A 12843-nucleotide genomic window follows, 5' to 3' on the forward strand; every position below is an offset into this window, starting at 1 on the left:
CGGCACATCCCTGTGCAACAACCTCGCCTGCCTTATTGGTACACCGGATAACGTCGGCACAGCGCCACGACCTGCTGACGCACACGATCGCGTACTGCCGTTAATGCGTCATTTCCGTCGCCCAGCCCATCCAGCACGTCACATAACCATCCCGCCAGTTGTTCGCATTCCACCACACCAAAACCGCGCGTCGTCACGGCTGGCGTTCCAATGCGCAGACCTGAGGTCACAAAGGGGGAACGCGGGTCGTTAGGCACCGAGTTCTTGTTTGTCGTGATGTAAGCCTCGCTCAGGGCAGCATCGGCATCCTTACCGGTGTAGGGTCTGGCGGACAGATCGATCAGCATTAAATGGTTGTCGGTACCATCAGAGACAATCTTGTAGCCGCGCAGTTGGAGGACGCGAGCCATGGCACGAGCGTTGGCCACGACCTGGCGTTGATAAACCGTGAATTCGGGACGCAACGCTTCCTTGAATGCCACCGCTTTGGCTGCGATAACGTGCATCAACGGACCGCCCTGAATACCGGGGAACACGGCGGAGTTAAGCTTTTTGTAGAATTCCTCACTCTGCCCTTTGGCTAAAATAATCCCACCGCGCGGGCCACGCAGCGTTTTATGGGTTGTACTGGTGACGACGTGCGCATGAGGGAGCGGGTTCGGGTACTCTCCGGCTGCGACCAACCCCGCGACATGAGCCATGTCCACCCAGAAGATAGCGCCCACCTTGTCAGCAATCGCGCGCATACGCGCCCAATCTTTGTGACGAGAATAGGCGGAGAACCCGCCAATTAACATCCTTGGCCGGGTTTCCAACGCAATACGCTCCATTTCATCGTAGTCGATCAGCCCCGTATCGGGGTTTAATCCATAAGGGACGATGTTGTAGTGGCGACCAGAAAAGTTGGAGGGGTTACCATGGGTCAGATGCCCGCCCTGAGCGAGATTCATGCCCATCACGGTATCACCCGGATTCGTCAACGCCAGAAACACGGCCGCATTAGCCTGAGCGCCAGCATGGGGCTGGACGTTAGCATAATCGCAGTCAAACAGCGCTTTGGCCCGCTCGATAGCCAAACGTTCGGCCACGTCGACATATTCACAGCCGCTGTAGTAGCGTTTATCAGGGTAGCCTTCCGCATATTTGTTGGTGAACACAGAGTTCTGGATCGCCATCACCAGCGGGCTGGCATAGTTCTCTGAGGCGATGAGTTCAATGTGGGTTTCCTGCCGCTGTTCTTCATGCCGGATGGCGTCGGCCAGTTCCGGGTCGAAGTCGGTGAGGGTAAGAGAAGCGTCATACATGGGCATCGTCCTATACGTTCGTCATTGGTTTTTTAATCGAGTGATTCTGTGAGGGGTTCGTCAGGCCAGTAGTAGCTATCCGGTAACGGACGGGCGCCAAAGATTGCCTGACCGACGCGTACCACGGTAGCGCCTTCCTCAATGGCTATTTCGAAATCGCCGGACATGCCCATGGATAATTCATCCAGTTCAATGCCGACAGGGAGATTTTGCTGCAACCGATCGCGCAACTGACGCAACCGTATAAAACACTGACGTACGCGTTCGGCTTCGCTGGAGAACAGCGCCAACGTCATAAACCCACGCACACGTAGCGCAGAGAAGGCGGGAAGCGCCTGAATAAAAGTCGGAACATCCTCAGGAGGCAGGCCGTATTTGCTGGCTTCACCGGAGGTATTTACCTGCACGAAAACATCCAGCGAACGTCCTTCAACCTGCAAACGACGATCCAGCGCTTCAGCCAACCGCAGGCTGTCCAACGCCTGAAACTCGGTAGCAAAACGTGCCACCAGCTTAGCCTTGTTAGTTTGCAGGTGCCCAATGACCGACCACTGTAAATCGGTTAAATCCTGCATAGATTCCCATTTACCGTACGCTTCCTGCACTTTGTTCTCGCCCAATACCCGACAACCTGCCCTATACGCCATACGCAGGCGGCTTTCAGGTTTGGTCTTGCTGACAGGCAGCAATCGCACCATGGCGGGATCGCGGCCAACGCGATGACAAGCCGCTTCGATGCGAGCCTGAACCGCCGCCAGATTGAACTGGAAATCTTCAACCGTGGCGGCTTCGGGATAGCGACCGTGCCTGTCGTGGCGAGTCGGTGTAGCGGAAGAGAGCGGCATCAGCTTAACTCCTGACGAAGAGAATGAATGGATTGTGAAACGCATTTATAGACTTAAAATAGCCGGATGTTCCCCACCATTTTTATGACAAGAGGCAGACCAATTGTTCAAACACGCCCAGCTTGAATCAGTCAAAGCCTGGATTAGCGATCCTGCGCAAGGTGCCCTCCCCCTGCACGCCCGCATCCAGCGGGCGATTCGCCAATTAATCCTCGATGGCGCTCTTGATGTGGGCAAATCCTTACCCGCCTCACGCGCGCTGGCGACATCACTGGGAGTGTCGCGCGATACGGTCGAATCGGCTTACAGCCAGCTGCACGCGGAAGGATTTATTGAACGTCGCGTTGGCAGTGGCAGCTTCGTGTCAGAACGGGCAAAGCGTCTACCGGGGCGCGGTAAAGCGCGGAAAACGGGAGACAGCAAAGCAGAACTACGCCTCAGCCAACGCGGTAGCGCCATGTTCCAGAATGGTGGGGTACGTGATTTCATCATCCCGCGCGCGTTCGCGCCCGGCGTGCCGGAAACACGCAGTTTTCCCCTCCAGACGTGGGAACGGCTGGAGAGGCAGGTGCTAAAAGAATATGGCACACGGGCGCTGTTACACAGCCCGCCGCAGGGCATGGAAGCGCTGAGGCGCGCCATCGCAGATTATGTCAATCTCGAACGGGGCGCTCGCGCCACGCCCGATCGCGTATTGGTACTAACCAGTTCCCAGCAAGCGCTAACCCTGTGCGCGAATGTCCTGCTGGATGCAGGCGATCGGATCTGCCTTGAAGATCCCGTGTACCACGGCGCACGCAAGGCATTCGAGGCGGCCGGACTCGCGTGCGTGCCCATCCCATTAGATGCCGATGGTTTGCAGGTCGAACACCTGCTTGAGGCAAGTCATGCGAATAATACGCCCGCTAAAGCGGTGTTCCTGACGCCCTCACACCAGTTTCCAACCGGAGCCACGCTGGCGCTGGATCGGCGTCTGGCCGTTATCGAATGGGCCTGGCAGCACCAGAGCTGGATTATTGAAGACGACTACGACAGCGAGTTCCACTATGCGGGCAAACCTACCGCCTGTGTACAGGGGCTCGACCCGCACGATCGAACCATCTACATCGGCACCTTCACCAAATCGCTGTTTCCCGGCCTGCGCATCGGTTACATGGTTCTGCCGCCGCAGTTGGTTGCCCCGATGACCGTGGCTCGTACTCTGATGGATGGACACAGTGCCCCCATTCCACAGCTCACGCTGGCCCGTTTTATCGAGGGGGGACACTTCGGTGCCTATGTACGCACAATGCGCGCCGTTTATGCAGAACGCCGCGATGAGCTGGCACGGCTGGTGCGCCATCATCTGGCTGACTTCGTGGAACCGCGGGTGCCAGCCGGAGGCATGCAGATGCCCTGCCTCTTCATCCGTGACATCCCTGAACACGATGCGGTGGAATCTGCACGTCGGGCCGGCATCGACCTGCTCGGACTGACAGCACTGTATGCGTCGTCGGGTCAGCATCAAGCCGGCTTCCTCATGGGGTTTGCCGCCCACGAGCCTCATGAACTGGAGATTGCCGTCAAGGTATTAGCGAAGGTGCTACGTGCGCTGTGCAGATGAACAGTGGCAGAAAGTGAATGGGTGATGACGTCCCGGCCAACGGGAAAATATCAATCAGGTTGAGGGGAAGCACCATTAAAAGGCATTTGCGGGAAAAAGGATGAGGCCGCAGACAATCGCTTAAAGCAAAAAAAAAAACCGCAGGCCGAAACCTGCGGTTATATCATCGTTATCGCGATGCTTATTTAGCGGCTTTTTCTTCTGCTGCTGGTTTTTCAGCTTTCGCATCATCCGCTGCTTTCAGATCAGCGTCGGATTTAATGTCCAGCAGTTCAACGTCGAACACCAGCGTAGAGTTAGCCGGGATACCAGGCACGCCATTTTCGCCATAGGCCAGTGCAGGTGGGATAGCCAGCTTGATTTTGCCGCCTTTCTTAACGTGTTTCAGGCCTTCGGTCCAGCCAGGAATCACACCGTCCAGACGGAAAGAAAGCGGCTCGCCACGTTTGTAGGAGTTATCGAACTCGCTACCGTCAACCAGCGTACCTTTGTAGTTAACCACCACGGTATCGCTGTCTTTCGGCGCATTGCCGCTACCTTCTTTCTCAACCTGATACAGAAGGCCAGATGCGGTTTTCTTCACGCCTTTTTCTTTCGCGAAGGACTCAAGATACTTGGCGCCTTTGTCCGCGTTATCTTTCGCATCTTGCTTCATTTTGGCTTCAGCGGCAGCTTTTACTTTGCCTTCAAAACCTTGCAGCGTTTTCTCGATTTCTTCGTCAGTCAGCTTGCTCTTGTCAGCAAACGCATCCTGCACGCCGGCAATCAGCTGTTCTTTATCCAGCTTAATACCTAATTTTTCTTGTTCTTTCAGGGAATTATCCATATAACGCCCTAAAGATGCACCTAACGCATAAGCCGCTGCCTGCTCATCGTTCTTGAATTTTGCTGCCGCAGTATTGTCAGACGCCTGCGCCTTGTCTGCCGCCAGAACCTGGCCTGCGTTCAGAGCCAGAGCCATCGTTGTTGCTAACAGCGTTACTTTAAACAGTGATTTCATCCATTTCTCCAGCATCTGGAGCGACGCGCCCCAGCCATCATTAAAATACATTCGCGCCTACTATAACTGTGCGGACGAAGACAACACAACGATGCACTCGACAATCCTTTGATAAAAAACGTCAGGAAGCTTTTCCGGCATCATTTGTGTCGTCCTAAGGCCATCTGGCAACAATATGCCCCACTTTGGAAGGTTCATTGCGCCCTACTGCGACCGTTTTTACTACCAGAAGTTTCCGCTTTCTGACAAACTCGCGGGTAACAAGAAGTAAGGGGAATACCGATGTCACCATCAGCACTTGAAGAACGGCTCGAACAGCTGGAAAGCCGACAGGCTTTTCAGGAAGTCACCATAGAAGAGCTTAACCAAACGGTTATTCAACACGAGCGGGAAATTAGCCGCCTGCGCGAACACGTGCGTCTACTCACCGACAGGGTTCGCAACCAGCAAACGTCGCTCGTTGCTCCCCAGTCGGAAGAAACGCCGCCGCCGCATTATTGAGATCTGCGCCCGTGATATCGGCGCTCAAAACAAGTCAGATATAAAAAAACCTCAGGTGATAATCATCAACCTGAGGTTTTTATGCGCTACGACTAATTAGTGGCAGCCGCATCCACCGTGGCCGCCGCAGCCGCCTTTACCGTGCTGGTGACCATGGTCGTGGTCGTGATCGTGGCCATGACCGCCACAGCAGCCGTCGCCGTGCTCATGATCGTGCTCACCGTGAACGTGACCGTGCGCCAGCTCTTCTTCCGTTGCTTCGCGGATAGCGACAACTTCAACGTTGAAGCTCAGGTTCTGGCCTGCCAGCATGTGGTTGCCGTCGACCACAACGTGGTCGTCTTCAACTTCGGTGATTTCAACCGGTACTGGACCCTGATCGGTCTCAGCCAGGAAACGCATGCCAACCTGCAACTCGTCAACGCCCATAAAGACATCTTTCGGTACGCGCTGAACCAGATTCTCATCATAGTTGCCGTAAGCGTCGTTGGAACCGATGTTCACATCGAACTTCTCACCCGCTTCACGGCCTTCCAACGCTTTTTCCAGACCAGAAATCAGGGAACCGTGACCATGCAGATAGTCCAACGGCGCGCTCACCGGAGACTCATCAACCAACACACCGTCTTCTGTACGTACCTGATAGGCCAGGCTGACCACCAGATCTTTTGCTACTTTCATGATATCTCCTACCGTTGGAAATCAAACTGGCGCAAATTGTAGCTGAAAAATGTCCCTATGTACCGTCCGGAATCAAAAAACGTCAACGGTTGGCGACAATGCCATCACGGCATTCATCCCTCATTCAGGCCGGAAGATCCCGATAATCTCGTTAGCCTGCGGCGTGGCTGCCGCAACGGGTTCATCAGTCTGACTCTGGCGATATCCGCACTTCACGCACACCACCACCTCAACGTCATCCTCTCGTCCAACTGCCAGTGTGTCCTGCGCCTGACACGTCGGGCACACGGCTCCTGCAATAAAGCGTTTACGCATGATAACTCCCATTCATCTCCGCCCTAAAATCTAGATTCTGAAATCTAGAACCTACTCTACTAGGCGTTATTGGTGCTTACTCGTCATCCTCATCCCACACACTAGGCCGACGACGCTCACGCTGCATTTCTCGCTGGAAAATATCCTCCAGTTCGCGTCGCGCTTCTTTCACACGGGAAATTTGTGCGACATCTCCCGTCAGCTGCGGCATCAGCTCACGCAGCATACGCATATCCAGACGGCGGAAGTGCTGTTGCGCACGCATCGCCTGATGGGGGTGCATACCCAATGTCACCAGCGTTTTTCGCCCCAACTCTAACGCGCTGGAAAAGGTTTCACGCGAAAAATGTCTTACACCCGTCTGCAACAGCTCATGAGCTTCAACACGTCCGCGCGCCCGCGCCAGAATTTCCAGATTCGGAAAATGCTGCTGACAGAGATGCACAATCTCCATCGTATCTTCCGGCGCATTACAGGTGATCACGATTGAGCGCGCTTTATCCGCGCCCGCCGAACGCAGCAGTTCCAGCTCGGTGGCATCGCCATAGTAAACCTTATAGCCATAGCTGCGCATCAGGCTCACGGCGCTGATGTCACGTTCCAAAACCGTAATCCGCATTTTGTTCGCCATGAGCAAACGGCTGATCACCTGCCCGAAACGGCCGAACCCCACCACAATCACCTGTGGCTCGTCATCCTCGACATACGGTTTCTCATCCGGTACATCCTGCACGTTATAACGACGCGCCAGAATGCGGTCGATCACCTGCATCAGCAGCGGCGTCGTCATCATCGATAAGGTCACCGTCACTAGCAACAGCGGCAGCTGTTCGCCTTTCAAGACGTTGAATGACGCCGCAGCGGAGAACAGGACGAACGCAAATTCGCCGCCCTGACTCAGCACGCCGGCAAACTGCAAGCGCTCGGAGCGGCGCATCCGGTTAACCCGCGCAAGGAAATAGAGTACAGCCGCTTTCACTGCCACCAGCACCATCACCGCAATCATAATCTTCACGATGTGGGTGTAGAGGATGCCGAGATTCAGCGCCATCCCCACCGAGATAAAGAACAGGCCCAGCAACAAGCCTTTGAACGGTTCGATGGCAATTTCCAGCTCATGCCTATACTCGCTTTCCGCCAGCAAAATACCGGCGATAAACGTCCCTAGCGCCATGGAAAGCCCCAGCGTTTCCATAAACAGCGCCGAGCCAAGCACCAGCAACAGCGCGGCGGCAGTAAACACCTCGCGCACGCCAGATGCCGCGATAAAGCGGAACAGCGGACGCACCAGATAGCGGCCACCGATTAACATACCGAGAAACGCAGCGACCTTCAGACCAATCCGTTCCCAATCCCCGAAATCGCCCTGCACACCCGCCAGAATCGGAATCAACGCCAATGCAGGAATTACCGCGAGATCCTGAAACAGCAGGACAGAGAACCCCAGTTGCCCGGACTCGCTACGGTTCATGCCCTTTTCGCGCATCAGCTGTAGCGCCATAGCCGTCGACGACATCGCCAGTCCGACGCCACCAATCAGCGCGGACTGCCACGAAAAGTCAGTCAGATACAAGGCGCCGCCTAAAAGTAGCGTACTCAGGCCAACCTGAGCCGCGCCAACGCCAAAGATCGAGCGACGCAGCGTCCACAGCTTGGAGGGATTCAATTCCAGACCGATGATGAACATCAGGAAAACGACACCCAGCTCCGAGAAGTGCAGAATAGCGTCCACATCACGGATAAAGCCGAGTCCCCAGGGGCCAATAGCGATCCCGGCGATCAAATAGCCCAATACGGCACCAATGCCTAATCGAGCCGCAATTGGTACGGCTACGACCGCCACAAACAAAAACAAGACTCCGGCGGTCAGTAGCGCAGAACTCTCCATATTAGCGTTCCTCTTCAGGTAAAGGGGAGGCTAGCCATTCACCATAAGCTCTGGCTTGACTCGATAACACATCAGGCTGTAAACGACGCGCCCAGTAAACAATCATAGGGTGCATCCAATGCATACGGCACATTGCCGCCGTCAGCTCAAACGGACGGAGCAACTCTTCCATCGAGTAACGATTATTCCCGTCAGGATGGTAGGCATCTTCCGGCTCACCGGTCGTAATCACCGAGCGCCAGTATTTCCCCGCCAGCGCATTACCGCCAATCCCGTTGGCAAAACCGCGGGATAGCACTCTATCGAGCCACTCTTTCAGCAAAGCCGGACAGCTGTAGGTATAAAATGGATGTTGGAAAACAATGACCTGATGCTCACGCAGCAGCTGTTGTTCATGATGAATATCGATAAAAAAATCAGGATAGTGTGCGTAAAGATCGTGCACGGTTACATTCGCCAACTGCTGCGCCGGTTGCAATAAGACCCGGTTTGCCACCGAGTCCTGTGGTTCCGGATGGGCATACAGCAGCAAAATCTTCGGTGGCTGCGACATCATTCCCCTCCAAAGCGTCGTCATGATAATTGTTTTCCGTTACCATGCTGCGCAACGACTAAAAACAGGACACCGCGTGTCCTGATATATCCATAATTTAACATACTCTGAACATACGGCGCTTTATGATTGTTTTCTCTTCGCTGCAAATTCGACGTGGTGTGCGCGTTCTGATCGACAACGCGACAGCAACGGTTAATCCCGGCCAGAAAGTCGGTCTGGTTGGCAAGAACGGCTGTGGTAAATCTACCCTGCTGTCCTTACTGAAAGGTGAAATCAGCGCCGACGGCGGCAGCGCGACATTCCCGCAAAACTGGTCGCTGGCTTGGGTTAATCAGGAAACCCCCGCGTTGGATAAACCCGCGCTGGACTACGTGATTGACGGCGACCGCGAGTTCCGCCAACTGGAAGCCGCGTTGCAGACCGCCAACGAAGAGAACGACGGCAACGCCATTGCCACGCTGCACGGCAAGCTGGATGCCATCCAAGCCTGGACGATTCAGGCCAGAGCCTCAAGCCTGCTCAATGGGCTAGGGTTTTCTCAGTCACAGTTACAGCAGCCTGTCAGCGCCTTTTCCGGCGGCTGGCGGATGCGTCTGAATCTGGCACAGGCGCTAATCTGTCGTTCAGACCTGCTGCTGCTGGATGAACCCACCAACCACCTCGATCTGGATGCCGTCATCTGGCTGGAAAAGTGGCTGAAAAACTACACTGGCACGCTGGTTCTTATCTCGCACGACCGCGATTTCCTCGATCCGGTGGTGACCAAAATTCTGCACATCGAGCAGCAGTCGCTCAATGAGTACACCGGTAACTATTCCTCGTTTGAACGCCAACGTGCCACTCGTCTTGCACAGCAGCAGTCGCTCTATGAACATCAGCAGGAGCGCGTCGCGCATCTGCAACACTATATTGACCGCTTCCGCGCGAAAGCGACCAAAGCCAAGCAGGCACAAAGCCGGATAAAAATGCTGGAACGCATGGAGCTGATTGCCCCCGCGCATGTCGATAACCCCTTCCGCTTCAGCTTTCGCGCCCCGGAATCGTTGCCTAATCCATTAATGAAGATGGAAAAGGTCAGCGCGGGCTATGGCGACAAGCTGATTCTCGAATCGATCAAACTTAATTTAGTGCCGGGTTCCCGCATCGGGCTGCTCGGCCATAACGGCGCGGGTAAATCCACGCTGATCAAGCTGCTTGCTGGCACACTTGCCCCACTCAAAGGGGAAATCGGGCTGGCGAAAGGCGTGAAGCTCGGTTACTTCGCCCAGCATCAGTTAGAGTTTTTGCGTGCGGACGAGTCGCCTTTACAACATCTGGTGCGTCTGGCAGAGCGGGAAACGGAACAGCAGCTACGCGACTACCTCGGCGGCTTCGGCTTTCAGGGCGATAAGGTCACAGAGATCACCGAACGTTTCTCCGGCGGTGAAAAAGCCCGTCTGGTACTGGCGCTGATCGTCTGGCAGCGTCCGAATCTCCTGCTGCTCGACGAACCGACCAACCACCTCGATCTGGATATGCGTCAGGCGTTGACCGAGGCGTTAATCGATTTTGAAGGCGCGTTGGTTGTCGTTTCGCACGACAGGCACCTGATCCGTTCAACCACGGACGATCTCTATTTGGTACACGACCAGAAAGTCGAACCGTTCGACGGCGATTTGGAAGATTACCAACAGTGGCTGGTTGGCCTGCAACGTCAGGAAAATGCGGCGGCTGAAACGCCAAAGGAGAATGCCGCCAACAGCGCGCAGGGCAGAAAAGATCAGAAACGCCGTGAAGCTGAGTTGAGAACGCAAACCCAGCCGCTGCGTAAACAGATCGCTAAGCTTGAACAGCAGATGGAAAAGCTGGGTGAAACGCTGGCAGCGCTTGAAGCCCGACTAGCGGACAGCGCAATCTACGACATCAGCAGCAAGGCCGAACTCACCGACTGCCTGCAACAGCAAACCAAAGTCAAAATCGAGCTGGAAGAAACGGAGCTGTCCTGGCTGGATGCGCAGGAACAGCTAGAGAAAATGATGCAGAGCGATTCGCTTTAAGATTTGTATTTTAAGAGGCATAGCGAGCGGAAAACCGCTCGCGACGTTATCAACGCAGCCTTAATGCCAAATAAGCAGCACGCAGGCGGCGGTCAGTAGGCCCATTGACACATTAAAGATAATCCACGCTTTCTTACTACGCAGCAGTCGCCCAATCATCGTGCCGAATCCGAGCCAGATGACACCGGACACCAGATTGACCAGCACAATCCCGATGCTTATCGCGATCACAGACTGGTTATAGCCTTCCCCCGCCAGACTAAAGCTGGCAACCGCGCCCAGCGCCATGAGCCACGCTTTCGGGTTCAGGAATTGCAGCAACCACCCCTGATAAAGCCGGATCGGCTGCGGTGGAGCAACGGACGTTTCCAGTCGTTCATAAGCTGCCGTGGCGATTTTCCACGCTAGCCAGAGCAGATAGGCGCTACCAAGGACTTTCAGGATAACGTGCAAGGAAGGATAAATCAGAATCAGCCCACCGACACCGAATGCCACCAGCAGCAGAATGCTTTGCATACCCAGCATGATGCCAATCATCAGCCACAGTGAACGCATAAAGCCAAAATTCGCGCCCGAGGTGGTCAACAGCATATTATTCGGACCCGGCGTGATGGCCGCGACCCACAAAAACCCTAACATCGACAGAAATAAACTCAGTTCCATTATTTGTGGGCGCTCCTGACCCAAATATCGTACCAACTGGCAGCATTGAAGCTAACAGTGTGATATTGATCGTACAAGAGCCGACAATAAGATTTCCATATCCTTTATGTATGAACATTTTCATCCGCTGAGCGGTGCCCATAACCCGCATCTGCAAACGCTACTCCCGCGTCTGATTCGCCGTCGCGTACAGTTTTCACCCGTCTGGCAATCGCTCGAATTACCCGACGGCGATTTCGTCGACCTGGCGTGGAGCGAAGCGCCCGAACAGGCTCGGCACAAACCGCGAGTGGTGCTATTTCACGGGTTGGAAGGCAGCTTTCATAGCCCCTATGCCCACGGTCTGCTGCATGCCTGTAAACAACGCGGCTGGCTGGCCGTCATCATGCATTTTCGCGGATGCAGCGGTAAGCCCAACCGGATGAAACGTATTTATCACTCTGGTGAAACCAGCGATGCCAGCTATTTTCTGCACTGGATGCAAGAAACGCTGGGCGAGGTGCCTACCGCCGCCATCGGCGTTTCGCTCGGCGGCAACATGCTGGCCTACCTGCTTGCCCAGCAGGGCGAAGCCTGTTCTTTGTCGGCTGCCGTGGTTGTCTCCGCGCCATTAATGCTCGAACCCTGTAGCCGTCGAATGGAACAAGGCTTCTCCCGCGTCTACCAGCACTACCTGCTACGCCTGCTGAAGCAAAACGCCGGCCGCAAGCTGGCGGCCTACCCGGACACGCTGCCGATTCAGTTGCCGCAGTTGAAGCAAATTCGCCAACTGCGAGAGTTTGATGACGTCATTACTTCACGTGTCCACGGCTTCCGCGATGCAGCCGACTACTATCAACGCTGTAGCGCCCTGCCGCTGTTGCCTAAGATTCGCAAACCGCTGCTCATCATCCATGCGAAGGACGATCCTTTCATGACGTCAGAGGTGATTCCCGATCTGTCACAGTTACCGTCTAATATTGAATATCAGCTAACAGAACACGGCGGGCATGTCGGCTTCGTTGGTGGAACGTTGCTGAAACCGGAAATGTGGCTGGAACAACGCATTCCCAACTGGCTTAGCCCGTTTTTGGACCACGCCAGCGACTCTTCAGGAGCGTTTCACTCAGGAACTTTTTATTCAGGAACTTTTCACTCAGGAGGAATAGCGTGATTATTCCCTGGCAACAGCTCGATCCAGAAACGCTGGATAACATCATCGAATCTTTCGTCCTGCGGGAAGGCACCGATTACGGCGAACAGGAGCGGTCGCTGGCGCAGAAAGTGGAAGATATCCGCACACAGCTCAAATCAGGCGAGGTGGTGTTGGTGTGGTCAGAGTTACATGAGACTCTCAATATTATGCCGCGTGGCCAGTTCAATGAAGGAGGACATGCCCCTTATTGAGCATGCCGAAAGGCGTGAAAGAATGCGCCAAACATGCTAACAATGATAAAAATTTAGGTCATTTT

At 54.7% G+C, this 12843-nt stretch carries 13 protein-coding genes; 5 read left to right on the forward strand and 8 right to left on the reverse strand.

Features of this window, described 5'->3' with window-relative positions:
• Positions 1 to 32: 32 nt before the first annotated feature.
• A complete protein-coding gene (glyA, locus tag LCF41_RS19810; RefSeq protein WP_225085993.1) occupies positions 33 to 1304 on the reverse strand; it encodes a serine hydroxymethyltransferase in 1272 nt (423 codons plus the stop codon).
• Positions 1305 to 1336: 32 nt separating this feature from the next.
• Positions 1337 to 2149, reverse strand: a complete 813-nt coding sequence (locus LCF41_RS19815) for a YggS family pyridoxal phosphate-dependent enzyme (protein WP_225085994.1) — start codon at positions 2147 to 2149, stop codon at positions 1337 to 1339.
• A 103-nt stretch (positions 2150 to 2252) separates the two neighbouring features.
• On the opposite strand from LCF41_RS19815, the gene pdxR reads away from it, so the two are divergent.
• Entirely contained in the window at positions 2253 to 3752 is a 1500-nt protein-coding gene (gene pdxR, locus LCF41_RS19820; protein ID WP_225085995.1) for a MocR-like pyridoxine biosynthesis transcription factor PdxR, read from the forward strand.
• A 181-nt stretch (positions 3753 to 3933) separates the two neighbouring features.
• Here pdxR and fkpA read toward each other — a convergent pair whose 3' ends face one another.
• Positions 3934 to 4752, reverse strand: coding sequence for an FKBP-type peptidyl-prolyl cis-trans isomerase (gene fkpA, locus LCF41_RS19825; RefSeq protein ID WP_225085996.1), 819 nt, complete (start codon positions 4750 to 4752; stop codon positions 3934 to 3936).
• Between the two features lie 282 nt (positions 4753 to 5034).
• Here fkpA and LCF41_RS19830 point away from each other — a divergent pair, with 282 nt between their 5' ends.
• On the forward strand, positions 5035 to 5253 hold the full coding sequence (locus tag LCF41_RS19830) for a protein SlyX (RefSeq protein WP_015841942.1): 219 nt from the start codon (positions 5035 to 5037) through the stop codon (positions 5251 to 5253).
• 96 nt (positions 5254 to 5349) lie between these two features.
• Here the strand turns inward: LCF41_RS19830 and slyD are convergent, their stop codons facing one another.
• The 4 genes from slyD to kefG all read right to left on the reverse strand — a co-directional run bounded on the left by slyD (position 5350) and on the right by kefG (position 8690).
• A complete protein-coding gene (gene slyD / locus LCF41_RS19835) occupies positions 5350 to 5934 on the reverse strand; it encodes a peptidylprolyl isomerase (protein ID WP_015841943.1) in 585 nt (194 codons plus the stop codon).
• Between the two features lie 120 nt (positions 5935 to 6054).
• Positions 6055 to 6249, reverse strand: coding sequence for a YheV family putative zinc ribbon protein (locus LCF41_RS19840; protein WP_225085997.1), 195 nt, complete (start codon positions 6247 to 6249; stop codon positions 6055 to 6057).
• Between the two features lie 76 nt (positions 6250 to 6325).
• A complete protein-coding gene (gene kefB / locus LCF41_RS19845) occupies positions 6326 to 8137 on the reverse strand; it encodes a glutathione-regulated potassium-efflux system protein KefB (protein ID WP_225085998.1) in 1812 nt (603 codons plus the stop codon).
• 1 nt (position 8138) lies between these two features.
• On the reverse strand, positions 8139 to 8690 hold the full coding sequence (kefG, locus tag LCF41_RS19850) for a glutathione-regulated potassium-efflux system ancillary protein KefG (protein WP_225088234.1): 552 nt from the start codon (positions 8688 to 8690) through the stop codon (positions 8139 to 8141).
• Positions 8691 to 8815: 125 nt separating this feature from the next.
• Here kefG and LCF41_RS19855 point away from each other — a divergent pair, with 125 nt between their 5' ends.
• Entirely contained in the window at positions 8816 to 10729 is a 1914-nt protein-coding gene (locus LCF41_RS19855; protein ID WP_225085999.1) for an ABC transporter ATP-binding protein, read from the forward strand.
• Positions 10730 to 10789: 60 nt separating this feature from the next.
• On the opposite strand, the gene LCF41_RS19860 is transcribed toward LCF41_RS19855, so the two are convergent.
• A complete protein-coding gene (locus LCF41_RS19860; RefSeq protein WP_205550048.1) occupies positions 10790 to 11392 on the reverse strand; it encodes a LysE family translocator in 603 nt (200 codons plus the stop codon).
• A gap of 106 nt (positions 11393 to 11498) precedes the next feature.
• Here LCF41_RS19860 and LCF41_RS19865 point away from each other — a divergent pair, with 106 nt between their 5' ends.
• Positions 11499 to 12545 carry a hydrolase gene (locus LCF41_RS19865; RefSeq protein ID WP_225086000.1) on the forward strand — a complete coding sequence of 349 codons (1047 nt, stop codon included), beginning with the start codon at positions 11499 to 11501 and terminating at the stop codon, positions 12543 to 12545.
• The gene (locus LCF41_RS19870) at positions 12542 to 12778 is read left to right on the forward strand and encodes a YheU family protein (protein WP_225086001.1); all 237 of its coding nucleotides are present in this window, start codon (positions 12542 to 12544) and stop codon (positions 12776 to 12778) included. The genes LCF41_RS19865 and LCF41_RS19870 overlap by 4 nt, the downstream gene beginning before the upstream one ends.
• Positions 12779 to 12843 lie beyond the last annotated feature (65 nt).

It is taken from the genome of Pectobacterium colocasium (assembly GCF_020181655.1).
Taxonomy (GTDB): Bacteria; Pseudomonadota; Gammaproteobacteria; order Enterobacterales; family Enterobacteriaceae; genus Pectobacterium; species Pectobacterium colocasium.

Excerpts from the sequence above, each read along its gene's own strand:
- slyD (WP_015841943.1), bottom strand. The coding sequence starts at position 5,934 with ATGAAAGTAGCAAAAGATCTGGTGGTCAGCCTGGCCTATCAGGTACGT.
- LCF41_RS19840 (WP_225085997.1), bottom strand. The coding sequence starts at position 6,249 with ATGCGTAAACGCTTTATTGCAGGAGCCGTGTGCCCGACGTGTCAGGCG.
- kefB (WP_225085998.1), bottom strand. The coding sequence starts at position 8,137 with ATGGAGAGTTCTGCGCTACTGACCGCCGGAGTCTTGTTTTTGTTTGTG.
- LCF41_RS19855 (WP_225085999.1), top strand. The coding sequence starts at position 8,816 with ATGATTGTTTTCTCTTCGCTGCAAATTCGACGTGGTGTGCGCGTTCTG.
- LCF41_RS19865 (WP_225086000.1), top strand. The coding sequence starts at position 11,499 with ATGTATGAACATTTTCATCCGCTGAGCGGTGCCCATAACCCGCATCTG.
- LCF41_RS19815 (WP_225085994.1), bottom strand. The coding sequence starts at position 2,149 with ATGCCGCTCTCTTCCGCTACACCGACTCGCCACGACAGGCACGGTCGC.
- LCF41_RS19830 (WP_015841942.1), top strand. The coding sequence starts at position 5,035 with ATGTCACCATCAGCACTTGAAGAACGGCTCGAACAGCTGGAAAGCCGA.
- kefG (WP_225088234.1), bottom strand. The coding sequence starts at position 8,690 with ATGTCGCAGCCACCGAAGATTTTGCTGCTGTATGCCCATCCGGAACCA.
- LCF41_RS19860 (WP_205550048.1), bottom strand. The coding sequence starts at position 11,392 with ATGGAACTGAGTTTATTTCTGTCGATGTTAGGGTTTTTGTGGGTCGCG.
- glyA (WP_225085993.1), bottom strand. The coding sequence starts at position 1,304 with ATGTATGACGCTTCTCTTACCCTCACCGACTTCGACCCGGAACTGGCC.
- fkpA (WP_225085996.1), bottom strand. The coding sequence starts at position 4,752 with ATGAAATCACTGTTTAAAGTAACGCTGTTAGCAACAACGATGGCTCTG.